At 68.3% G+C, this 20,126-nt stretch carries 21 protein-coding genes; 17 read left to right on the forward strand and 4 right to left on the reverse strand.

From position 1 onward, the window contains the following. From HV701_RS01665 to HV701_RS01675, 3 genes are all read left to right on the forward strand, one after another. Positions 1-330, forward strand: a 330-nt coding sequence (locus HV701_RS01665) for a DUF2239 family protein (protein WP_175131406.1), incomplete at its 5' end; no start/stop codon positions are given. A gap of 35 nt (positions 331-365) precedes the next feature. After that, entirely contained in the window at positions 366-755 is a 390-nt protein-coding gene (locus HV701_RS01670) for a DCC1-like thiol-disulfide oxidoreductase family protein (RefSeq protein ID WP_175131407.1), read from the forward strand. 119 nt (positions 756-874) lie between these two features. Next, the gene (locus HV701_RS01675) at positions 875-1,039 is read left to right on the forward strand and encodes a hypothetical protein (protein WP_175131408.1); all 165 of its coding nucleotides are present in this window, start codon (positions 875-877) and stop codon (positions 1,037-1,039) included. Between the two features lie 264 nt (positions 1,040-1,303). Here the strand turns inward: HV701_RS01675 and HV701_RS01680 are convergent, their stop codons facing one another. Then, a complete protein-coding gene (locus HV701_RS01680) occupies positions 1,304-1,543 on the reverse strand; it encodes a hypothetical protein (protein ID WP_175131409.1) in 240 nt (79 codons plus the stop codon). Positions 1,544-1,631: 88 nt separating this feature from the next. Then, positions 1,632-2,555 carry a LysR family transcriptional regulator gene (locus HV701_RS01685; protein ID WP_175131410.1) on the reverse strand — a complete coding sequence of 308 codons (924 nt, stop codon included), beginning with the start codon at positions 2,553-2,555 and terminating at the stop codon, positions 1,632-1,634. A 120-nt stretch (positions 2,556-2,675) separates the two neighbouring features. Between HV701_RS01685 and HV701_RS01690 the strand changes: the two genes are divergently transcribed. From HV701_RS01690 to HV701_RS01755, 14 genes are all read left to right on the forward strand, one after another. Beyond that, entirely contained in the window at positions 2,676-4,067 is a 1,392-nt protein-coding gene (locus tag HV701_RS01690; RefSeq protein ID WP_175131411.1) for a D-serine ammonia-lyase, read from the forward strand. Beyond that, positions 4,064-5,050 carry a Bug family tripartite tricarboxylate transporter substrate binding protein gene (locus HV701_RS01695; protein WP_175131412.1) on the forward strand — a complete coding sequence of 329 codons (987 nt, stop codon included), beginning with the start codon at positions 4,064-4,066 and terminating at the stop codon, positions 5,048-5,050. The genes HV701_RS01690 and HV701_RS01695 overlap by 4 nt, the downstream gene beginning before the upstream one ends. An 11-nt stretch (positions 5,051-5,061) precedes the next feature. Beyond that, positions 5,062-6,585, forward strand: coding sequence for an amidase (locus HV701_RS01700; protein ID WP_175131413.1), 1,524 nt, complete (start codon positions 5,062-5,064; stop codon positions 6,583-6,585). Between the two features lie 121 nt (positions 6,586-6,706). Further along, on the forward strand, positions 6,707-7,033 hold the full coding sequence (locus HV701_RS01705; protein ID WP_175131414.1) for a 7(1) septoil knot domain-containing protein: 327 nt from the start codon (positions 6,707-6,709) through the stop codon (positions 7,031-7,033). A 201-nt stretch (positions 7,034-7,234) separates the two neighbouring features. Next, complete coding sequence (locus HV701_RS01710) at positions 7,235-8,209, forward strand: LysR family transcriptional regulator (protein ID WP_175131415.1); 975 nt, start codon at positions 7,235-7,237, stop codon at positions 8,207-8,209. Further along, a complete protein-coding gene (locus HV701_RS01715) occupies positions 8,206-9,681 on the forward strand; it encodes a flavin-containing monooxygenase (protein ID WP_175131416.1) in 1,476 nt (491 codons plus the stop codon). Before HV701_RS01710 ends, HV701_RS01715 begins: the two co-directional genes overlap by 4 nt. After that, a complete protein-coding gene (locus HV701_RS01720) occupies positions 9,678-10,652 on the forward strand; it encodes an ABC transporter permease (RefSeq protein ID WP_175131417.1) in 975 nt (324 codons plus the stop codon). Before HV701_RS01715 ends, HV701_RS01720 begins: the two co-directional genes overlap by 4 nt. Further along, entirely contained in the window at positions 10,649-11,593 is a 945-nt protein-coding gene (locus HV701_RS01725) for an ABC transporter permease (RefSeq protein WP_419761611.1), read from the forward strand. The genes HV701_RS01720 and HV701_RS01725 overlap by 4 nt, the downstream gene beginning before the upstream one ends. Next, complete coding sequence (locus HV701_RS01730; RefSeq protein WP_175131418.1) at positions 11,590-12,603, forward strand: ABC transporter ATP-binding protein; 1,014 nt, start codon at positions 11,590-11,592, stop codon at positions 12,601-12,603. The genes HV701_RS01725 and HV701_RS01730 overlap by 4 nt, the downstream gene beginning before the upstream one ends. After that, on the forward strand, positions 12,600-13,670 hold the full coding sequence (locus HV701_RS01735) for an ABC transporter ATP-binding protein (RefSeq protein ID WP_254595090.1): 1,071 nt from the start codon (positions 12,600-12,602) through the stop codon (positions 13,668-13,670). Before HV701_RS01730 ends, HV701_RS01735 begins: the two co-directional genes overlap by 4 nt. Positions 13,671-13,700: 30 nt before the next feature. Further along, positions 13,701-15,272, forward strand: a complete 1,572-nt coding sequence (locus tag HV701_RS01740) for an ABC transporter substrate-binding protein (RefSeq protein ID WP_175131419.1) — start codon at positions 13,701-13,703, stop codon at positions 15,270-15,272. Between the two features lie 9 nt (positions 15,273-15,281). After that, the gene (locus tag HV701_RS01745) at positions 15,282-16,589 is read left to right on the forward strand and encodes an acyl-CoA thioesterase/bile acid-CoA:amino acid N-acyltransferase family protein (RefSeq protein WP_175131420.1); all 1,308 of its coding nucleotides are present in this window, start codon (positions 15,282-15,284) and stop codon (positions 16,587-16,589) included. Positions 16,590-16,613: 24 nt separating this feature from the next. Beyond that, positions 16,614-17,783 carry a CMD domain protein gene (locus tag HV701_RS01750; protein WP_175131421.1) on the forward strand — a complete coding sequence of 390 codons (1,170 nt, stop codon included), beginning with the start codon at positions 16,614-16,616 and terminating at the stop codon, positions 17,781-17,783. A gap of 78 nt (positions 17,784-17,861) precedes the next feature. Then, positions 17,862-18,719 carry a class I SAM-dependent methyltransferase gene (locus HV701_RS01755; RefSeq protein WP_175131422.1) on the forward strand — a complete coding sequence of 286 codons (858 nt, stop codon included), beginning with the start codon at positions 17,862-17,864 and terminating at the stop codon, positions 18,717-18,719. A 26-nt stretch (positions 18,720-18,745) separates the two neighbouring features. Here the strand turns inward: HV701_RS01755 and HV701_RS01760 are convergent, their stop codons facing one another. Together HV701_RS01760 and HV701_RS01765 are read right to left on the reverse strand one after the other, a co-directional pair. Continuing rightward, a complete protein-coding gene (locus tag HV701_RS01760) occupies positions 18,746-18,961 on the reverse strand; it encodes a hypothetical protein (RefSeq protein WP_175131423.1) in 216 nt (71 codons plus the stop codon). Positions 18,962-19,105: 144 nt separating this feature from the next. After that, positions 19,106-20,083 carry a LysR substrate-binding domain-containing protein gene (locus HV701_RS01765; protein WP_175131424.1) on the reverse strand — a complete coding sequence of 326 codons (978 nt, stop codon included), beginning with the start codon at positions 20,081-20,083 and terminating at the stop codon, positions 19,106-19,108. Between the last annotated feature and the right edge of the window lie 43 nt (positions 20,084-20,126).

The following is a 20,126-nucleotide window of genomic DNA, read 5'->3' on the forward strand; positions in this document are numbered from 1 at the left end:
CCCAAGCTGGGCGTGGTGCCGCGCGAGGTGACGCTGCTGCCGCGCCACTGGGACTGGCTGGCGGCACAGCCGGGCGGCGCCTCGGTGGCGCTGCGCAAGCTGGTCGAACAGGCGCGACGCGACAACGAGGCGCGCGACCGGCAGCGCCAGCGGCAGGAAGCGGCATACCACTTCATGTCGAGCATGGCAGGCGATCTGGCGGGCTTCGAGGAAGCGACGCGGGCGTTGTACGCCGGCGATCACGCGGCTTTCACGCGCCAGGTCGCTGCGTGGCCGGCCGATGTCCGTGAATACGCCCTGGCGCTGGCCTGGGCGGATGACGCCGCCTGAGCATTGCAGCGCCAGTCGCTGGTAAGCTGTACGTCATGGATACGGATAGCGCCCCCCGCAACTTCCTGCTGTACGACGGCGATTGCCCCTTCTGCACGAACTACGTGCGGATGGTGCAGTTGCGCAAGGCCGTCGGCCCCGTCGCATTGCTCGACATGCGCGAGCATCCCGAGCTGGTGGCGCACTACCGCGACCGCGGCTACGACCTGAACGAAGGCATGCTGCTACGGCTGGACGGGCACGTCTACTGGGGTGCCGATTGCATCAACCGGCTGGCGCTGATCAGCTCGGACAGCGACCTTTTCAACCAGGTCAATGCCGCGATCTTCCGCCGCCCCTGCCTGTCGGCGGCGCTGTATCCCTTCATGCGGCGCGGCCGCGCGCTGACGCTGGCGCTGCTGGGCAAGAAGAAGATGCCGGCCTGACGTCGTGCCCGGATCATTTCCCCGCGCTGACGCGGCGGCCGCGATCGCAGGCCTGCCGTTCGCCGAACAGGCGGCGGCATGATCGCAAGCCTGCCCTTCGTGCGCAGGCGGCGCTCCTCATGTCCATCGTTCGACTCCGGCGCAGGTTCCTCGCCACCGCGCTGCTGGCCATGGCCGAAGGCGGCGCCGCCGCGCAAGGCGATGCGGGCGCCGAGCTGCTGCGCGCCACAAGCCAGGACGACCCCGCGCGGGTCCAGGCGCTGCTGGCGGCCGGCGCCCGCTGATCCGCAAGGTGCCGGGATCAGGAAAACCCCAAAAGTGGCCGATTCATGTCCACGGCATGGACACCACGCCTGGCAGAATATCGCATATCTGATAAATTTCTCATCGCACTGGCTCGTGCCGGCGAGCTGTTGTGCTTGTTGTTGTATGTTTTATCCGGCCTTCGGGCCGGATTTTTTTTGCTTGCGCGACAGCGCTGCTGGCGCGGGCAGGCCGCCGCGGCCACATCCGCCTTTATCGGCCGGCATTTCCCACCAAACCGCGCCTTATTCGTCGATCCGGATCGACAGGCCGTCACCATCGACCACGATTGATCGCACCTGCACGTTCCAGCCGGCATTGATCGCTACTTCCTGGTCGTCGAACACGCCGTATTCGGTCACGGTGACCGCGCCGCGCAACGCGCGGCCATCGGCCCCTGGCCCATGCGCTTCGATCACCGGCAAATAGCCGTCCTGTATCCGCACCGCGCCGCGCGTGATCTGAAAGCCGTTGATGTTTTCCATGTGACGTCCAAGGCTGTGAAGGCACTCATCGTAGCGCGATGGCGGCCGCCCGGCCGGCGCCACTCGCGCCGCACGGCCGCCCGGCCCCTCAACACGGCCCCGCGTCCCCGGCCTGCAATTGCGTGCGCAGGCTGGCGATGAAGGCCTCGGCGGCTTGGGGCAGTACGCGGCCGGCCAGGGTCTGGACCTCGAAGTGGCGTTCGTTCATTTCCCGATCGCGCAGCGGCACCGCCACCACCTGCTTGCCCTGCAGCCGATAGCGGATCGCCAGTTCACCACAGAACGCCACGCCGCCGCCGGCCCCGGCAAACGCCACCAGCGCATCGACGCTGCGGCTGGAAAACACCGGTTCGCATTGCAGTTGCTGGCGGCTGCAACTGATGTCGATCAATTGCCGCAAGGTGGAATCGGCGTCCGGCAGCGCCAGGGGATAGGCCATCAATTGCGCCAGCGTTACCTCGGTCTGGCGCGCCAGCGGATGGCCGGCGGCCACCACCGCGCGCACCGGCGCCGGCATGCGCAATTCCACGCGCACGTCGCGATGCGAGGTCAGGCTGAGGGTGATGCCGACATCGGCCGCGCCATCGCGCACCCGGGCCGGCACCTCGCGCTGCGAACATATGTCCAGCGTGAAGCGAATGCCCGCGTATTGCTCGCGGAATCGCGCGATCGCGGCGGGCACCACGTCATGCACGAAGCCTTCGGTGCAGACGACCCGCACCAAGCCTTGGCGCAGGCCGCGCAGCCCCAGGATGTCGCCGGCGACGCGGTCCACGTCCTGTTGCGCGCGCCGGGCGTAAGCGGCCAGCAGCTCACCGGCCGCGTTCAGCGCCATGCCGCGTGAACGGCGCTCGAACAGCAAGGTGCCCAGTTCGCGTTCGAGGCGGGCGATCTGGCGGCTGACCGCCGACGGCGCCACCTCCAGCTTGTCCGCCGCCACGCTGACCGAGCCGCAGCGCGCCACTTCCAGGAAGTAGCGCACCGCCACTTCCTGCAGGATTTGCGGGTTCATCGGGTTTCCCCTTGGTTTGCGTAAAACGCAACGAATGATTCTAACAATTCATATTGCAGCAATACTAAGGCCCCGCCTAGGATGTGACCATCCGACGACGCTTTCCTTTGCAGCCACGGCATGATCCCGTCCCACGCCTCCGTTTCGTCCTTGTCCTTGGCGGCGCTGCGCGCGGCGCGTCCCGTATTGTGGACCCGCCCCGATCAGGCCGCGCCTGCCGCCGCCGCGCCCTATGGCATGGCCGACGTGCGCGCCGCCCATGATCGCTTTGTGCGGTTCGCGCCCTTGTTGGCGCAGTTGTTCCCGGAACTGGAGGCCGCGGGCGGCGTGATCGAATCGCCCCTGCTCGCCGCGCCCGCGATGCAGGCGGCATTGGGCCTGCCGGACACGGCCGGACGCCTGTGGCTCAAGGCCGATCACGCGCTGCCGGTGGCCGGCTCGATCAAGGCGCGCGGCGGCATCCATGAAGTCCTGGAGTTCACCGAAAACCTGGCGCTGGCGCAGGGCCTGATCGCCCCGGGCGACGACTACCGCCAGCTCGGCACGCCCGCCGCGCGCGCCTGCTTCGCGCAATACCAGGTGGCGGTGGGTTCGACCGGCAACCTGGGCCTGTCGATTGGCGTGATCGCCTCGGCGCTGGGGTTCCGCGCCGCCGTGCACATGTCGGCCGACGCCAAGGAATGGAAGAAGGCGCGCCTGCGCGCCCGAGGCGTCGAGGTGGTGGAGCATCCGGGGGATTACGAAAAAGCCGTGGCTGCCGGGCGCCGCCAGGTGCAGGCCGATCCACGCGGCTATTTCGTCGACGACGAACGCTCGGCCTCGCTGTTCCTGGGCTACGCGGCGGCGGCCCTGACCCTGCGCGACCAGATCGCGCAGGCCGGTCTTGTGGTGGACGCCGAGCATCCCTTGTTCGTGTATCTGCCTTGCGGCGTGGGCGGCGCGCCGGGCGGCATCGCCTTCGGCCTGTCGCTGCTGTTTGGCGCGCATGTGCACTGCTTCTTCGCCGAACCGGTGCAGTCGCCCTGCTTCCTGCTGCGCATGCTGGCCGGCCATGGCCAACTGCCGGGCGTGCCGGTGCCGCCATCGGTCTACGACATCGGCCTGACCAACCAGACCGAAGCCGACGGCCTGGCCGTGCCGCGCGCGTCCGACCTGGCCTATAGCGCCGTCGGCCACCTGCTGGCCGGGGTCTACACGGTGGCCGACGACACGCTTTATGGCGATCTGGCCCGCCTGCACGACAGCGAAGGCCTGCGCATCGAGCCATCGGCGGCAGCCGGATTCTCTGGGCCGCGCCATCTGCTGGGCAGCGTCGCCGGCCAGCAGTGGCTGCGCGCGCGCGGCCTGCTGCCGCATCTGCCACGGGCCACGCACCTGGCCTGGACCACCGGCGGACTGTATGTGCCGGCCGAAGCGTACGACCGATTCCTGAGCCGCGGGCAACGACTCGCGGCCGCCCATCAGGCGCAGACCAATGCGCCTTTCCTCCACCATCCCTCTTATCGAGCATGACCATGAAGACTGCCTTGATCGCCCTTGGTGTCGCCCTGGCGGGCGCCCTCGCCGCCGCCGCGCCGGCCAGCGCCCAGTCCGGCTACCCGACCCGTCCCGTTACCCTGGTGGTACCGTACCCGCCCGGCGGCGCCACCGATGTGCTCGGCCGCGTCATCGCGCAAAAGCTCGGCCAGGAGTTGGGCCAGACCGTCGTGGTGGAAAACCGCGCTGGCGCCGGCACCGCGATCGGCGCCGGCTATGTCGCCAAGGCCGCGCCCGACGGCTACACCCTGCTGGTCAGCTCCGGCACCACCTTCACCGTCAATCCGGCGATCCAGAACAAGCTGCCCTACGATCCGGTCAAGAGCTTCGAGCCGATCGGCATCGCCGGCCGTACCGGCCTGGCGCTGCTGGCCAACCCGCAGGTGCCGGTCAAGAACCTGAAAGAGCTGGTGGCCTACGCCAAGGCGCGCGACAAGGAGCCGCCGGCCTATGGTTCGTTCGGCGCCGGCACCACCGCGCATTTCGTGGGCGAGGCCTTCCTGGCCGCCGCCGGGATCAAGATGATCCACGTGCCCTACAAGGGCAGCGCCCCGGCCATGACCGACCTGATCGGTGGCCAGATTCCGTTCTCGGTCGACACGGTGGCCGCCGCGCTGCCGCAGAGCAAGCAGGGCAAGGTGCGGGTGTTGGCCGTGTCGGCCCCGGCCCGCTCGGCCTTCCTGCCCGACGTGCCCACGTTCGCGGAACAGGGCTACCCATCGGTGGCCATGGACACCTGGCTCATGTTCGCCGCGCCGCGCGGCCTGCCGGCGGACGTGAAGAGCAAGCTCGAAGCCGCCTTGCGCGCCACGGTCGAATCGCCCGACGTGCGCAAGAGCCTGGAGGCGCAAGGCTTCGAGGCGGCCTACTCCAGCGCGGCCGAGGGCGAAGCGCTGATCCAGAAGGAATTGCCGCAGATGCGCGAAGTCGCGCAGCGCGCCAACATCAAGATCGATTGAAGGAAACCCTCATGACCCTGGACGATTCCCTCGTCTGCCTATCGGCGGTGGAACTGCGCCGCATGATCGGCGCGCGCCAGTTGTCGCCGGTGGAACTGCTGGAGGCGTGCATCGCGCGCATCGAGGCGGTCAACCCCTACATCAACGCCGTCACCGCCACCGCCTTCGAGCGCGCCCGCATCGAGGCGCGCGCCGCCGAACAGGCGGTGATGGCCGGCGACGCGCTCGGCCTGCTGCACGGCCTGCCGCTGGGCGTCAAGGACCTGGAGCCCACCGCCGGACTGCTCACCACCTTTGGCTCGCCGATCTACCGCGACCACGTGCCGGCCGAGGACGTGACGCTGGTGGCGCGCCTGCGCCGCGCCGGCGCCATCGTCGCCGCCAAGACCAACGTGCCGGAAATGGGCGCGGGCGCCAACTCGCGCAACACCGTGTGGGGCGCGACCGGCAATCCCTTCAACCCGAATTTGAATGCCGGCGGTTCCTCGGGCGGCTCGGCCGCCGCGCTGGCCAGCGACCTGTTCCCGCTGTGCACCGGCTCGGACACCGGCGGCTCGCTGCGCATCCCGGCCGCCAAGTGCGGCGTGGTCGGCTTCCGGCCCTCGCCCGGCGTGGTGCCGAGCGTGCGCAAGCCGCTGGGCTGGACGCCGATCTCGGTGGTCGGCCCGATGGGCCGCACCGTGGCCGACGCCTGCCTGCAGATGGCCGCCAGCGCCGGCCCCGACGCTGGCGACCCGCTCAGCTATCCGCTCGATCCGTTGCAATTCCTGGCCCCCGGCGTGGCCGACCTGGGCCGCCTGCGCGTGGCCTATACCGAAGACTTCGGGCTATGCGACGTGGACGACGGCATCCGCGCCACCTTCCGCGCCAAGATCGCCGCCATGCGCCATCTGTTCGCGGCCTGCGACCCCATCGAGATCGACTTCGGTGAGGCCCACCGCTGCTTCGACGTGCTGCGCGCCGAGGCTTTCGTGGCCGGCATGCGCGACGCCTACGAGAAAGACCCGGCCAGCCTCGGCCCCAACCCCCGCGCCAATTTCGAGATGGGCGCGGCCATGAGCCTGAAGGACTGCGCCTGGGCGCAGGCCGAACAGACCCGGCTGATCAAGCGCTTCCAGCGCGCCTTCGACGACTACGACCTGATCCTGTCGCCGACCACGCCAGTGTCGCCATTCCCGTGGACGCAGTTGTATGCCGAGGCCATCAACGGCAAGCGCCAGGAGAACTATTACCGCTGGCTGGCGCTGACATATGTGATCACGCTGACCACGCATCCGGCGCTGACGCTGCCTTGTGGGCGCGATCACAAGGGGATGCCGTTCGGCTTGCAGATCGTGGGACGGTTTCGCGGGGATCGCGAGGTGCTGGCGGCGGCGCAGGGAATGGAGTCGGCGTTTGCGGGGAATGAGGAACTGCGGCGGCCAAGGCCGGATCTGGCGGGGTTGAAGGCGGCGGAGCCGGCGTTGACGTCGATCGTGACGGCGCCGCCGGGGCGGGCCCAAGGCGATGCAGCGGCGGCCGTGTCAGCGGTGTAAGCATGGCGCGGCTGCGGACGCCGCAGGCCTGACCGGCGAGCGGGCTCGCCGGGACGCAGGCATAATCCCGACCGAACCACTTCCCTGGCCCCGCCGGCGATGCCGGTCTTCAAGGACACCCATGCGCGCATTGCCTCGCATTCTCCTCGCCGGCGCCCTCCTGGGCCCGGCCTTCGCCGCTCAGGCCGGCGAGGTCGATAAAGAAAACTGCACCTACAACGGCATCCCGCTGCACGGCGCGGTCGAGATCGTCACCGCCTTTCCCGACATCAGGGTAGAGGTCGTCAACGCCTTCGCCGACATCCGCGTGCAGCGCGTGGACGCGTTCGCCGAGCGTTGCGGCGAGTGGAAGATCGTCGACACCTTCCCGGACTTCACGATCCAGCTGGTGGACTCTTTCCCCGACGTGACCGTGACGTGGGTCGACGCGTTTCCGGGCACGGACTGACGCGCGCCCGATACCGGTCGTCCCCTTGCCATGCTTTCCTCATTGAAGTGGCCTAGGGAAATCCCGTAAGCCATTGAAATAACGCGAAGTAATGAAAGGGCATAAGGAAATCCCGATTAGGGAATTTGCTTATGCCCTTTAATTATTTGTACGGCGCATACTTGATACGCAAGAATTCGTCCTTGGCATAAAGCAAGAAAGATGGAACTTCGTCAACTCGAGGCCTTCGCGGCCGTCATGTCCACGGGCAGCGTCACCGCTGCCGGGCGCTTGCTTGGCCGCTCGCAACCGGCCATCAGCCGCCTGCTGCAAGAGCTGGAGGCCGAGATCGGCTATGCGCTGTTCGCCCGCAGCGGCCCGCGCGTGACGCCGACCGATCAGGGTTTCCTGCTGTACGACGATGTCGAACGCGCCTTGTCCAGCCTGCGCCAGATTCGCGAACGCGCCGAGGAAATCGCCCGGGGCCAGGCGCAGCCGCTGCTGCTGGCGGCAACCTCGGCCCTGGCTGCCGGCTTGGTGCCGGCCGCCCTCAAGCAGGTGGAAACGCAAACCTCCTGCCCGCGCGTCGAGCTGCGCAGTGCCTCGCCCGAGCGGGTGGTGCACGCCGTGCTGAGCGGCGCGGCGCAATTGGGCGCGACCAGCCTGCCGCTGGAGCACCGCGGCCTGACGGTGCACTGGATCGGCCAGGCGCCCTGCGTGGTGGCGTTGCCGGAGGACGATCCGGCCGCGCGCCATGCGGTGGTGCCGGTGGCCGAACTGGCCGGGCGCCGCGTCGTCACCATGGCCAACCCTTACCGCCTGCGCCGCCGCCTGGATGCGGCCCTGCCGCCCAACGGCCACACGCTCGGTCCAATCGAAACCAATTCGTCCGTCAATGCCCTGGCCGCCGTGCGCGCCGGGCTGGGCGTGTCGGTGCTGGAACCCATCACCGCCTACGGCGCGCCGATGGCGGGCGTAGCGATCCGCCCGATCGACCTGGACATTCCTTTTTTCTTCGGGGTCATTACCTCGCAGTCGCAAGCCCTGACACCCGCCTGCCAGGCCATGGCCGACGCGCTGGCGCAGGCCGCCGCGCGCCTGCTGCCCGGCTTCGTGCTGCACGACGCCGGCCAGCACGGCGCGCTGCTGCAGTCGATCTACGGCGATGACACCCCTCTTACGGACCCCTCCGCATGAATCACTCCCTTGCCCCGGCCCCGCAGGGCCTGGCCGCGCTGGAAGCGCGCCTGCGCCAGGACCTGTCCTGGCTGGAACTCCCCGCCAAGCCCTGGGTGCCGCCGCGCCTGGCGGACGGCCAGCCGGTGCTGGACGTGGCCATCATCGGCGGCGGCATGGCCGGCCTGGCCGCGGCGGCCTCGCTGACGCATCTGGGCATCGCCGCGCCGATCTTCGACCAGTCGCCCGAGGGCTATGAAGGCCCGTGGGCCACCACCGCGCGCATGGAAACCCTGCGCTCGCCCAAGCAGTTGACCGGCCCGGCGCTGGGCCTGCCGGCGCTGACCTTCCGCGCCTGGTTCGAGGCGCAGTTCGGCGGCCCAGCCTGGGATGCGCTGGACAAGATCCCGCGCCTGCAATGGATGGACTACCTGCGCTGGTACCGCCGCGTGCTGAACCTGGACGTGCGCAACCAGCACCGCGTGCTGGCGGTGCTGCCGCGCGCCGATCAACTGGTGCAACTGGACATCGAAGCGCCCGCCGGCCGCCACACCGTGCTGGCGCGCCGCGTGGTGCTGGCCACCGGCCGCGACGGCCTGGGCGGCGCCTACGTGCCGGACTTCGCGCGCAAGCTGCCGCGCGACCGCTGGGCCCATTCATCGGACGTACTGGACTACGCGACCCTGGCCGGCAAGCGCGTCGGCGTGGTGGGCGCGGGCGCGTCCGCCATGGACAGCGCCGCCACCGCCCTGGAAGCGGGCGCGGCCAGCGTCGACCTGCTGATCCGCCGCAACGACATCCCGCGCATCAACAAGGGCAAGGGCGCCGGCAACCCCGGCCTGACCCATGGCCATCTGAACCTGCCCGATGAATGGAAGTGGAAGATCCGCCATTACATCAACGCCGCCCAGGTGCCGCCGCCGCGCGGCAGCACGCTGCGCGTGTCGCGCCACCCGAATGCCCGCTTCAACCTGGGCTGCGGCGTGCAGGACCTGGCGCTGGTCGATGACGCGATCCGCGTCACCACGCCCAAGGGCGTCTTCACGCTGGATTTCCTGATTTTCTCGACGGGATTCCGCATCGACTGGACCGTGCGTCCGGAATTCGCCGCGCTGGCGCCGCACGTGCGCGCCTGGGGCGACCGCTACGTCCCCGCCCCCGGCGAGGAGGACCAGGAACTGCATGACTCGCCCGACCTGGGCGCGGCCTTCGAACTACAGGAAAAGACCCCGGGCGCCTGTCCCGGCCTGGACCGGGTGCACTGCTTCTCGTACCCGGCCGCGCTGACGCATGGCACCGTGTCCGGCGACATCCCCGCCATCAGCGAAGGCGCCAGGCGCCTGGCGCAAGGCATCGCCGGCCTGCTCTACCGCGAGGATGTGACGACGCACTACGCCAATATGGAAGCCTTCTCGGAACCCGAGGTGTTCGGCGACGAATGGACGCCGGCCCCGGCGCCTGGCGTGACCCGGCAGGCGGAGACCGCGCAATGACCGCTTGGCTGCTCCGCCGCGTGGCGCAGGCCGCGGTGGTCGTGTTCCTGATGACGCTGATCGTGTTCGTCGGGCTGCACGCCATCGGCAACCCGGTAGACATCCTGATCGGTCAGGACGTCGATCAGGTCGACCGCGCCCGCATCATCGCCGAACTGGGGCTGGACAAGCCCCTGTGGCAACAGTACCTGGGCTTTCTGAACGGGGCGCTGCATGGCAACCTGGGCAACAGCTTCGTCTACAACATCCCCGCCGTCGAGCTGGTGATCCAGCGCCTGCCGGCCACGCTCGAACTGGCCATCGCCGCGCTGCTGCTGGCGGTGATCATCGGTCTGCCGCTGGGCCTGCTGGCCGGACTGTATCCGGACAGCCGCTTCTCCAAGCTGGTGATGGCGGGCAGCATCGTCGGTTTCTCGCTGCCGACCTTCTGGGTCGCGCTGATGCTGATCATGACCTTCAGCGTGTCGCTGGGCTGGCTGCCGGCCAGCGGCCGCGGCCAGACAGTGGAGTTCCTGGGCTTCCAGTGGTCCTGGTTGACGGCCGACGGCTGGCGCCACCTGATCCTGCCGGCGCTGAACCTGTCGCTGTTCAAGATCTCGCTGGTGATCCGCCTGACCCGTGCCGGCGTGCGTGACGTGGTGCCGCTGGACTTCGTCAAGTTCGCCCGCGCCAAGGGCCTGTCGCCCTTGCGCGTGGTCTGTGTGCACGTGCTGCGCAACACCATGATCCCGCTGGTGACGGTGCTGGGCCTGGAGCTGGGCTCGACCATCGCCTTTGCCGTCATCACGGAGAGCATCTTCGCCTGGCCCGGCGCCGGCAAACTGATCCTGGACAGCCTGAACGCGCTGGACCGCCCGGTGATCGTGGCCTACCTGATCGTGGTGGTGTGCCTGTTCGTGACGCTCAACCTGATCGTCGACATCCTGTACAAAGTGCTGGACCCGCGGGTACGGCTGGAGGCCGCGGCATGAGCGCGCCGAACATTCCCCAGGCAGAGGCCATGCAACCCGCAACGCCCACCGCGCCCGTCCTGAAGCGCGAATCGCCCTGGCGCCGCAACCTGCTGGAATTCCTGTCGTCCAAGACGGCGGTGTTCGGGCTGGTGATCGCCACCCTGCTGATCCTGGCCGCCATCCTGGCGCCGTGGATCTCCCCGCAAGACCCCTACGACCTGCTGCAGATCGACGTGCTGGACGCGCGCCTGGCGCCAGGCACGATGAACGGCCTGGACACTTTCCACTACTGGCTCGGCACCGACGGCCAGGGCCGTGACCTGCTGTCGGGCATCCTGTACGGCCTGCGCATCAGCCTGATGGTGGGCGTAGGCTCGGCGCTGATCGCCGGCGTCATCGGCACGCTGCTGGGACTCTTGGCGGCCTACGCCGGCGGCAAGGTCGACGCCCTGATCATGCGGCTGGTGGACCTGATCCTGTCGTTTCCGTCGATCCTGGTGGCCATGATGATCCTGGCCTACCTGGGCAAGGGCGTGGGCAACGTGGTGCTGACGCTGGTGATCCTGGAGTGGGCCTACTACGCCCGCACCGCGCGCGGCCAGGCCCTGGTCGAGCGCCGCCGCGAATATGTCGAGGCGGCGCGCTGCCTGGACATTCCCAACTGGCGCATCATGCTCAAGCACATCCTGCCCAACTGCCTGCCGCCGCTGATCGTCATCGGCACTTTGCAGATCGCGCGCGCCATCACGCTGGAAGCCACGCTGAGCTTCCTGGGCCTGGGCGTACCGGTGACCGAGCCCTCGTTGGGGCTGCTGATCTCCAACGGCTTCCAATACATGCTGTCCGGCGAATACTGGATCAGTTTCTACCCCGGCATCGCGCTGCTGATCACCATCGTCGCCATCAACCTGGTGGGCGACCGCCTGCGCGACGTGCTGAACCCGAGGACCCACAAATGAGCGCCGTCCGCCCCGTCGCGGCCCCGGCCGCCCCCACGTTGGAGGTGCGCAACCTGCGCACCCACTTCTTCACCCGCGCCGGCACCCTGCCCGCCGTGGACGACGTGTCCTTCACGCTCGAACGCGGCAAGATCCTGGGCCTGGTCGGCGAGTCCGGCTCGGGCAAGTCGGTCACCGGCTTTTCCATCATGGGTCTGGTGGACGCCCCCGGCCGCGTGGTCAGTGGCCAGGTGCTGTTCCAGGGCCGCGACCTGACCAGGCTGCCCGCGCGTGAACTGCGCCAGTTGCAGGGCAACCGCATCGCCATGATCTTCCAGGATCCGATGATGACGTTGAACCCGGTGCTGCGGATCGACGTGCAAATGATCGAAACGGTGCGCGCCCACAACCGCATGAGCAAGGCGCAGGCGCGCGAACTGGCGCGCGACACGCTCGACATGATGGGCATTCCCAGCCCCGAAGAGCGGCTGCTGGCCTATCCGCACCAGTTGTCCGGCGGCATGCGCCAGCGCGTCGCCATCGCCATCGCCATGCTGCACCGGCCCGACCTGATCATCGCCGACGAGCCGACCACGGCGCTGGATGTCACCATCCAGGCGCAGATCCTGTCCGAAGTGCAGAAGCTGGCGCAGCAGCACGGCACCAGCCTCATCTGGATCACGCATGACCTGTCGGTGGTGGCGGGCCTGGCCGACGACGTGGCGGTGATGTACGCCGGCCGCATCGTCGAGCACGGCAAGGTCGACGACGTGCTCGACCGCCCGCAGCATCCTTATACGGTGGGCCTGATCGACAGCCTGCCCAGCAACAACCAGCGCGGCCAGCGCCTGCGCCAGATTCCCGGCATGACACCCAACCTGCTCACCCTGCCCGCCGGCTGTGCCTTCGCGGCGCGCTGTTCGCGCGCCACGGCGCAATGCGGCCAGCAACCCGCCATCACCGACGTGCTGCCCGGCCATCAGGTGCGCTGCTTTCATCCGTCGCGGCAACTGCGCGAGGTGGCGGCATGAGCCAGACGACGATTCCGGATATCCGCGACCAGGTGGGCGCCGGCGCCCATGCCGCGCCGGCCAGCGCCGCCACGCCGCTCATCGACCTGCGCCAGGTCAGCAAGCGCTTCGGCGATCGCCCCGTCGGCGCCGCCGGCCGCGCCATGCAGCGCCTGGGCCTGTCCAAGCCGCCCGCCGTCACCCGTGCGGTCGATCATGTCGACCTGCTGGTGCGGCCCGGCGAAGTGGTCGGCCTGGTCGGCGAGTCCGGCTGCGGCAAGTCGACCCTGGGCCGCATTGCGGCCGGCCTGTTGACGCCGTCCGGCGGCGAGGTGCTGATCAACGGCCAGCGCCCCGCCGACATGACGCCGGCCCAGGCCCACGCCGCGCGCCTGAAGGTGCAGATGATCTTCCAGGATCCGTACGCCAGCCTCAACCCGCGCCTGCGCGTGGACGAGATCGTGGGCGAAGCCGCGCGCATCCACGGCCTGATCGGCAATGGCGACTTCGATGACTACGTCAGCGCCCAGCTACAGCGTGCCGGCCTCGATCCGGCGCTGCGCCAGCGCTATCCGCATCAGTTCAGCGGGGGCCAGCGCCAGCGCATCGGCATTGCCCGCGCCCTGGCGGTGCAGCCGTCGATGCTGGTGTGCGACGAGGCCGTGGCAGCGCTGGATGTGTCGATCCAGGCGCAGATCCTGAATCTGTTCATGGACCTGCGCGAACAGCTCAACCTGACGTACCTGTTCATCAGCCACGACCTGGGCGTGGTCGAACACCTGTCGGACCGCGTCGTCATCATGTACCTGGGCCGCGTGGTCGAGACCGCGCCGGTCGAGGACGTGTTCCGCCGCCCCAACCACCCCTACACCCAGGCGCTGCTGGCCGAGATCCCCAATCTGAAATCGCGCCACAAGACCTTCACCGCCATCAAGGGCGAGATCCCCAGCCCGCTCAACCCACCCGGCGGCTGCCACTTCCACCCGCGCTGTCCGCATGCGATGGCGCGCTGCAAAACCGAGGTTCCCACCTTGAAGGGAATCGCCATCAACCACCTGAGCGCCTGTCACCTGAACGACATGGCCTGACGCAGTTCCCCCTCACCAAGGACCCCGAACATGAAACGCCTGATTCTCTCGACCCTGACCGCCGCCATCCTCGGCGCATCCGCCGCGGCCGCGGCCGACAACCTGGCGATCGGCTTTGCCGACCCGCTGTCGTCGCTCGATCCGCAACTGAACAACCACGCCGGCGACCGCTCGGTCGATCTGCACTTCTGGGACCTGCTGGTCGAAAACAAGTGGAACAAGCTGCAGCCCGGCCTGGCCGTGAGCTGGAAGCCGCTGGACAGCACCACCTGGGAATTCAAGCTGCGCGAAGGCGTCAAGTGGCAGGACGGCGTGCCTTTCACGGCCGATGACCTGATCTATTCGTACACCCGCGCCCGCGCCGTGCCCGGCAGCGTCGCCACCTTCGCCGGCTACCTGCGCACCATCGAGTCGATGAGCGCCAAGGACCCGCTGACGCTGATCGTCAAGACCCGCGCCCCGAACCCCGACCTGCCGTTGAATCTGGCGTCGGTGCACATCGTCAGCAAGCACGTCGGCGAAAAGTCCACCACCGAAGACTACAACTCGGGCAAGGCCATGGTCGGCACCGGCCCCTACAAGTTCGTGTCGTACACCCCCGGCGACCGCGTCATCATGGAACGCAATGACGGCTACTGGGGCGAGAAGGCCACCTGGGACAAGGTCAACTACCGCTACATCAACAACGCCGCCGCCCGCACCGCCGCGCTGCTGGCCGGCGACGTCGACGTGATCGATAAGGTCTCGGTGTCGGACCTGGCCAAGCTGCAGAAGTCGCCCGGCATCTCCGTGTTCCCCTATGACGGCCTGCGCGTCATGCTGCTGCAGCCCAGCTTCAACCCCGCGCCCAACCCGTACATCACCGACAACAACGGCAAGCCGCTGGACAAGAACCCGCTGCTGGACGTGCGCGTGCGCCAGGCGCTGAACCTGGCCATCAACCGCAAGGCCATCGCCGACCGCATCCTGCAAGGCGCCGCCACCGAGGCCAACCAATGGATGCCCAAGGGCACCTTCGGCTACAACCCCGAGGTCAAGGACATCCCCAACGATGTCGCCCAGGCCAAGAAGCTGCTGGCCGAAGCCGGCTATCCCGAGGGCTTCAAGCTGACCATGCACGTGCCCAACGACCGCTACCCGCAAGGCCCGGAAACGGCCCAGGCGGTGGCGCAGTTCTGGACCCGCATCGGCGTCAAGACGCAAGTGGAAGTGGTGCCGTGGGCCGTCTACTCGGGCCGCGCCAACAAGAATGAATTCGCGGTCAGCATGCTGGCCTGGGGCAACGGCACGGGCGAAGCCAGCTACGCGCTGGTCAACATCCTGGCGACCGTGGACGCCAAGAAAGGCCTGGGCGCCTCCAACTGGGGCCACTACAGCAACGCCAAGGTCGATGCCGCACTGGACCAGTCCACCTCGGAATTCGACGTGGCCAAGCGTGAAGCCATCCTGCGCGACGCCGTCAAGATGGTGTCCGACGACGTCGGCATCATCCCGCTGTTCCACTACAAGAACATCTGGGCCGCCAAGAAAGGCCTGAAGGTCACCCCCATGACCAGCGACCGCACTGCCGCCATGATGGTCACCAAGGACTCGGCCAAGTAAGGCGCGCACATGGTACCCAGCCTGAGCATCCAACCTGCCGACGCGCTCATCGACGTGCCCCGCCAGATCCGGGTGGAGCACGCCGCGCCCGGCCAGACGGTGGAGATCACCGCCCTCACCCGCCGCAACGGCGTGCTCTGGCAAAGCCAGGCCGCCTTCATCGCGGGCGAGGACGGCGTGGTCGACCTGACGCGCGATGCGCCCGTCTCCGGCGACTATAGCGGCCTCGCGCCCATGGGCCTGGTGTGGTCGCAGTCGCCCGTGGACTCGCCCAGCCGCGAGCCCTTCAACCACCCGGTGACCGAGCCGCTGGTCACCGAGGTGGTGGCGCGCGTGGCCGGCGCCCAGAGCGTGGCGCGCTTCACCCAGCGCCTGGCGGCTGATGGCGTGACGCGCCAGGACGTGCGCGAGGACGGCCTGGTCGGCACGCTGTACCTGCCGCCCGGCGCCACACCCGGCTCGCATCCGGCTGTGCTGATCCTGAACGGCTCGGGCGGCGGCATCAACGAACCGCGCGCCGCGCTGTACGCATCGCGCGGCTACGCCGCCTTCGCGCTCGCTTACTTCAAGGCGCCCGGCCTGTCGGATTACATCTCCAACACGCCGCTGGAATACTTCCAGACCGGCCTGCGCTGGCTGCGCAAGAAGGTCCAGCCCAAGCACGACTTCGTCGCCATCAGCGGCCAGTCGCGCGGCGGCGAACTGGTGCTGCTGCTGGGCGCCACCTTCCCCACGGAAGTCTCGGCCGTCGTCGCCTACGTGCCCGGCGCCGTGGTCCACAGCGGCCAGAACGCCTGCGACCCCAAGATCGGCCGCGAAGGCCCGACCTGGCTGCTGGGCGGCAAGCCCCTGCCGCACGTCTGGGAGAACAACCGCACCGCCACCTGGGCGCCGTTCGACGAAGGCCCGTCGCCGCACCGCCACGAAAAGGCCATCCTCACCGCGCTGCAGGACCCCGACGCCGTGGCCCGCGCCCGCATCAAGGTCGAGGACATCCAGGGCCCGGTGATGCTGCTGTCGGCCACCGACGACGGCTCGTGGCCGTCCAGCCTGTACTCGAAGATGGTGCGGGACAAACTGGCGGAAGTGCAGCACCCGTACCCGGTTCAATGGCTGGACTACGAGAACGGCGGCCACTCGATCCTGTTCCCCTACGTGCCCACCACCCAACTGGTCTACGCCCACCCCGTGTCCGGCAAGATCAGCACCAGCGGCGGCAACCCCAAGGACAACGCGCGCGCCGACGAGCAATCGTGGGAAGGCGTGCTGAAGTTCCTGGACGCCGCGGTCAAGGCGCGCGGACAAGCCGCCCGCTGAACGACATCCAAGGAGATTGATTCAATGGCACACCCCCCCATCGTCTACGACGCCGCCCGCGACCTGGTGGACCAGCTCGTCGGCCTGCAGCCCGACAGCGCCACCTACGCCGTGCGCCACCAGCGCGACAAGGTGGCCGCCGCCACCCAGGGCAGCTACGACGCCCTGTTCGACCCGGCGCTGCCCGGCCTGACGCTGGCCGAGCGCCTGCTGGTCGCGCTGTACGCCGCGCGCCTGACGCCGTCGCCGGCGCTGGCCGCGCACTACCGCCAGCGCCTGGCCGAAGCCGGCGCCAGCGCCGCCGACATCCAGGTGGCCGAGTCCGGCACGCCGGCGGACGCCGCCGATCCGCGCCTGGCCGCCATCCTGGAATTCACGCGCAAACTGATCGAAAAACCGGTCGAAGGCGACGAGGCCGCGCTCAAGACCCTGCCGGCCGCCGGCGTCTCCACGCCGGCCGTGGTCACGCTGTCGCAACTGGTGGCGTTCCTGTCGTACCAGGTGCGCCTGATCGCCGGCCTGCACGCCATGCAGGCGCTGGCGGCCACGCCCCTGGCGGCCGGCGTCCCGCCCGCGCCCTTCCCGCCCAACACCGCCGCCACCGAGCCCGGCGCCGTCATCAAGGCCCACGGCTTCACCAACGAAGTGCTGGAATGGAAGGCGTGGCTGGACGTGGTCCAGGTCGACAGCGCCACGCCCGAGCAGATCGCGGTGCTGGAAGAAAGCCACCCCAAGGCCAAGGTCTCGGATTACTACCTGTTCCTGGTGCACCAGCCGGAAATCCTGCGCCAGCGCTCCACGGCCTTCAACGCCATCATGTACGCGCCCGGCGGCCTGTCGCGCGCCGAGCGTGAGCTGGGCGCGACCGTGGTGTCGCGCGTGAACGGCTGCGTCTACTGCGCCTCCGTGCACGCGCAGCGCTTCGAACAGCTGGCCAAGCGCAATGACGTGATCGCGCAAGTGTTCGAGGACCCGGCCACCGCCGGCACCACCGCGCGGGAACGCGCGATCAGCCAGTTCTCGATCCAGATCACGGACGCGCCGGCGTCGGTGGATGCGGCCAGCATCCAGGCGCTGAAGGATGTCGGCCTGAGCGACGGCGAGGTGCTGGACCTGCTGCACTCGGACGCGATCTTCGCCTGGGCCAACCGCTTGATGCTGAACCTGGGTGAACCGGTGCTCGTGCAGGTCTGACGCCGGCGTTTTCGTTAAACTGGCGCTTTCCGCCTATTCATGCGCCCCGCCCCACGCGGGGCGCATTGCCTTACCCCCATGTCCGAGAAAACCCACGACATCCGCCCCGGCCAGTCGATCGAACTGCTCAAGGCCCTGCACATCCTGACCCGCGACGGCAAGATGAACCAGGACAGCCGCCGCAAGCTCAAGCAGGTCTACCACCTGTTCCAGTTCATCGAACCGCTGCTCAAGGACGTCCAGCAACAGCGCGGCGCCGTCACCCTGGCCGACCATGGCGCGGGCAAGTCGTACCTGGGCTTCATCCTGTATGACCTGTTCTTCAAGGAACAGCCCGAGGCGCAAAAGGCCGGCTCGCACATCTACGGCATCGAGACCCGCGAGGAACTGGTCAAGTCATCGGAAGAACTGGCCAAGCGCCTGGGCTTTGGCGGCATGTCGTTCCTGAACCTGTCGGTGGCCGAATCCATCACCTCCGACAAACTGCCCGCGACCATCGACGTGGTCACGGCCCTGCACGCCTGCAACACGGCCACCGACGACGCGATCCATTTCGCGCTGGAGAAAAAGGCCAAGTACATCGTGGTGGTGCCCTGCTGCCAGGCGGAAGTGGCGTCGGTGCTGAGGAAGAACAAAGCCAAGGCGCTGGCCGATCCGCTGGCCGAGATCTGGCGGCATCCGCTGCACACGCGGGAATTTGGGAGTCAGATCACCAACGTGCTGCGGTGCTTACAGCTGGAAGCGCATGGGTACCAGGTCAGCGTGACGGAGCTGGTGGGGTGGGAGCATTCGATGAAGAATGAGCTGATCATCGCGCAGTACAAGGATCTGCCGCGTAGGAAGCCGGCACAGCGGCTGACGGAGATGCTGGATCGGATTGGGTTGCAGGAGTTGAAGGATCGGTTTTTCCTGCCGGAGCCCGTGGCGACGTCCTGAATGCGGCGACAAGGCCACGCCCGGGATCAATCCCCCGAGCTGCGGCGCAAGCGATCCGTCGACTGCTTGTTCAGCCGCTTCGCTTCGGCCTCTGCGTAGTCTTCCTCGCCCTGTTCGTATTTTCCTTCATACATGCAGCTGCTGCGAACCAAGCCGCACTCGCCGATGATTGAAGAACAGCCCGAGCTCAACGCGGCGAGAAATAGCACGACACCGTAACGGCCCAACGTGTGAATCGACATATGGCTCCTTGAGGAATCGCCGTAGTGTACCGGCGAGGATGACAGCCCCAGCCCAGGGCTGGGGTAAAAAATGGTGTCAAACGACGGCGTGCGCGCTCCGGTGGCCCCGGGTTGAGTGAACTGCCGGCAAGGCTGCGCGCCAGGCTACCGCGTCCGACCACCGCCGCCACGACCTAAGCCCCCCGACGCCCCGCGCTCCCCCGCCGCCTGCCGCAGACTCTGCATCAGTTGCGCCGCTACCGCCGTCGGCGTGCTCTCGCGCAGCGTGATGATCCCCACGCTGGGCAACTCCACTTCTACCGCCAGCCGCAGCACGGCCAACGTGCCGGCGCGTTCGAGTTCGCGCGCGGCGCTTTGCGCCATGAAGCCCACCGCGCCGCGCCGGCGCACGAATACCCCGACCGTCTGGTACGACCAGGACTCGATGATGTCCTCGGGCGGCTGGACGCCGTGGCGGTAGAACTGCTGTTCCAGCTTGACCCGCAACGAGGCCCACGGTGGCGGCATCACGCAGGGCATGGCGGCGATCTGCGCCCAGGTCGGCTTGCGACGGCGCGCCAGCGGATGGCCGGGCGGCGCCACCGCGACCATGGGCTCGGCGTAGAGGGCCTCGGTGGTCAGGTCGGGCGAGGCGTAGCCTGGTTCCAGGCGGCCGACGAAGCAGTCGATCTCGCCCAGCCGCAGCTTGGGCAACAGCCCGGTCAGGTCACCGGTTTCGATTAATACGGTGGCGCGTCCGCTGCGCTGCTTGAGCAGGTCCACGGCGTCGGCCAACAACGGCGACAAGGCGACATCCATGGCGCCCACGCGCACCCGGCCGGCGGCGCCGCTTTCGAGCGCGCCGATCTCGTCGCGGGTGCGCTCGTACTGAGCCAGCACCGAGCGGGCAAAGCGCACCATGGCGGCGCCGGCAGTGGTGGGCTCGGTGCCGCGCGTGGACCGCAGGAACAGGGTCTGTCCCAACATCGATTCGATTTCGGTCAGCATGCGCGACACGGCCGGCTGGCTGACGGACAGGAATTCGGCGGTGCGGCCCAGGTGGCGGAACTGGTCCAGCGCCACCAGCAATTGCAGGTGGCGCAGCTTGATGTTGCTGCGCAGGACGCGGTCGATCTGGGCCATGGGGATCTCTACTTAATGTCCATGTTATGTAGCAATGCCATTT

Source organism: Achromobacter pulmonis (genome assembly GCF_902859765.1).
Lineage (GTDB): Bacteria > Pseudomonadota > Gammaproteobacteria > Burkholderiales > Burkholderiaceae_B > Achromobacter > Achromobacter pulmonis.

Excerpts from the sequence above, each read along its gene's own strand:
- HV701_RS01670 (WP_175131407.1), top strand. The coding sequence starts at position 366 with ATGGATACGGATAGCGCCCCCCGCAACTTCCTGCTGTACGACGGCGAT.
- HV701_RS01675 (WP_175131408.1), top strand. The coding sequence starts at position 875 with ATGTCCATCGTTCGACTCCGGCGCAGGTTCCTCGCCACCGCGCTGCTG.
- HV701_RS01680 (WP_175131409.1), bottom strand. The coding sequence starts at position 1,543 with ATGGAAAACATCAACGGCTTTCAGATCACGCGCGGCGCGGTGCGGATA.
- HV701_RS01685 (WP_175131410.1), bottom strand. The coding sequence starts at position 2,555 with ATGAACCCGCAAATCCTGCAGGAAGTGGCGGTGCGCTACTTCCTGGAA.
- HV701_RS01690 (WP_175131411.1), top strand. The coding sequence starts at position 2,676 with ATGATCCCGTCCCACGCCTCCGTTTCGTCCTTGTCCTTGGCGGCGCTG.
- HV701_RS01695 (WP_175131412.1), top strand. The coding sequence starts at position 4,064 with ATGACCATGAAGACTGCCTTGATCGCCCTTGGTGTCGCCCTGGCGGGC.
- HV701_RS01700 (WP_175131413.1), top strand. The coding sequence starts at position 5,062 with ATGACCCTGGACGATTCCCTCGTCTGCCTATCGGCGGTGGAACTGCGC.
- HV701_RS01705 (WP_175131414.1), top strand. The coding sequence starts at position 6,707 with ATGCGCGCATTGCCTCGCATTCTCCTCGCCGGCGCCCTCCTGGGCCCG.
- HV701_RS01710 (WP_175131415.1), top strand. The coding sequence starts at position 7,235 with ATGGAACTTCGTCAACTCGAGGCCTTCGCGGCCGTCATGTCCACGGGC.
- HV701_RS01715 (WP_175131416.1), top strand. The coding sequence starts at position 8,206 with ATGAATCACTCCCTTGCCCCGGCCCCGCAGGGCCTGGCCGCGCTGGAA.
- HV701_RS01720 (WP_175131417.1), top strand. The coding sequence starts at position 9,678 with ATGACCGCTTGGCTGCTCCGCCGCGTGGCGCAGGCCGCGGTGGTCGTG.
- HV701_RS01725 (WP_419761611.1), top strand. The coding sequence starts at position 10,649 with ATGAGCGCGCCGAACATTCCCCAGGCAGAGGCCATGCAACCCGCAACG.
- HV701_RS01730 (WP_175131418.1), top strand. The coding sequence starts at position 11,590 with ATGAGCGCCGTCCGCCCCGTCGCGGCCCCGGCCGCCCCCACGTTGGAG.
- HV701_RS01735 (WP_254595090.1), top strand. The coding sequence starts at position 12,600 with ATGAGCCAGACGACGATTCCGGATATCCGCGACCAGGTGGGCGCCGGC.
- HV701_RS01740 (WP_175131419.1), top strand. The coding sequence starts at position 13,701 with ATGAAACGCCTGATTCTCTCGACCCTGACCGCCGCCATCCTCGGCGCA.
- HV701_RS01745 (WP_175131420.1), top strand. The coding sequence starts at position 15,282 with ATGGTACCCAGCCTGAGCATCCAACCTGCCGACGCGCTCATCGACGTG.
- HV701_RS01750 (WP_175131421.1), top strand. The coding sequence starts at position 16,614 with ATGGCACACCCCCCCATCGTCTACGACGCCGCCCGCGACCTGGTGGAC.
- HV701_RS01755 (WP_175131422.1), top strand. The coding sequence starts at position 17,862 with ATGTCCGAGAAAACCCACGACATCCGCCCCGGCCAGTCGATCGAACTG.
- HV701_RS01760 (WP_175131423.1), bottom strand. The coding sequence starts at position 18,961 with ATGTCGATTCACACGTTGGGCCGTTACGGTGTCGTGCTATTTCTCGCC.
- HV701_RS01765 (WP_175131424.1), bottom strand. The coding sequence starts at position 20,083 with ATGGCCCAGATCGACCGCGTCCTGCGCAGCAACATCAAGCTGCGCCAC.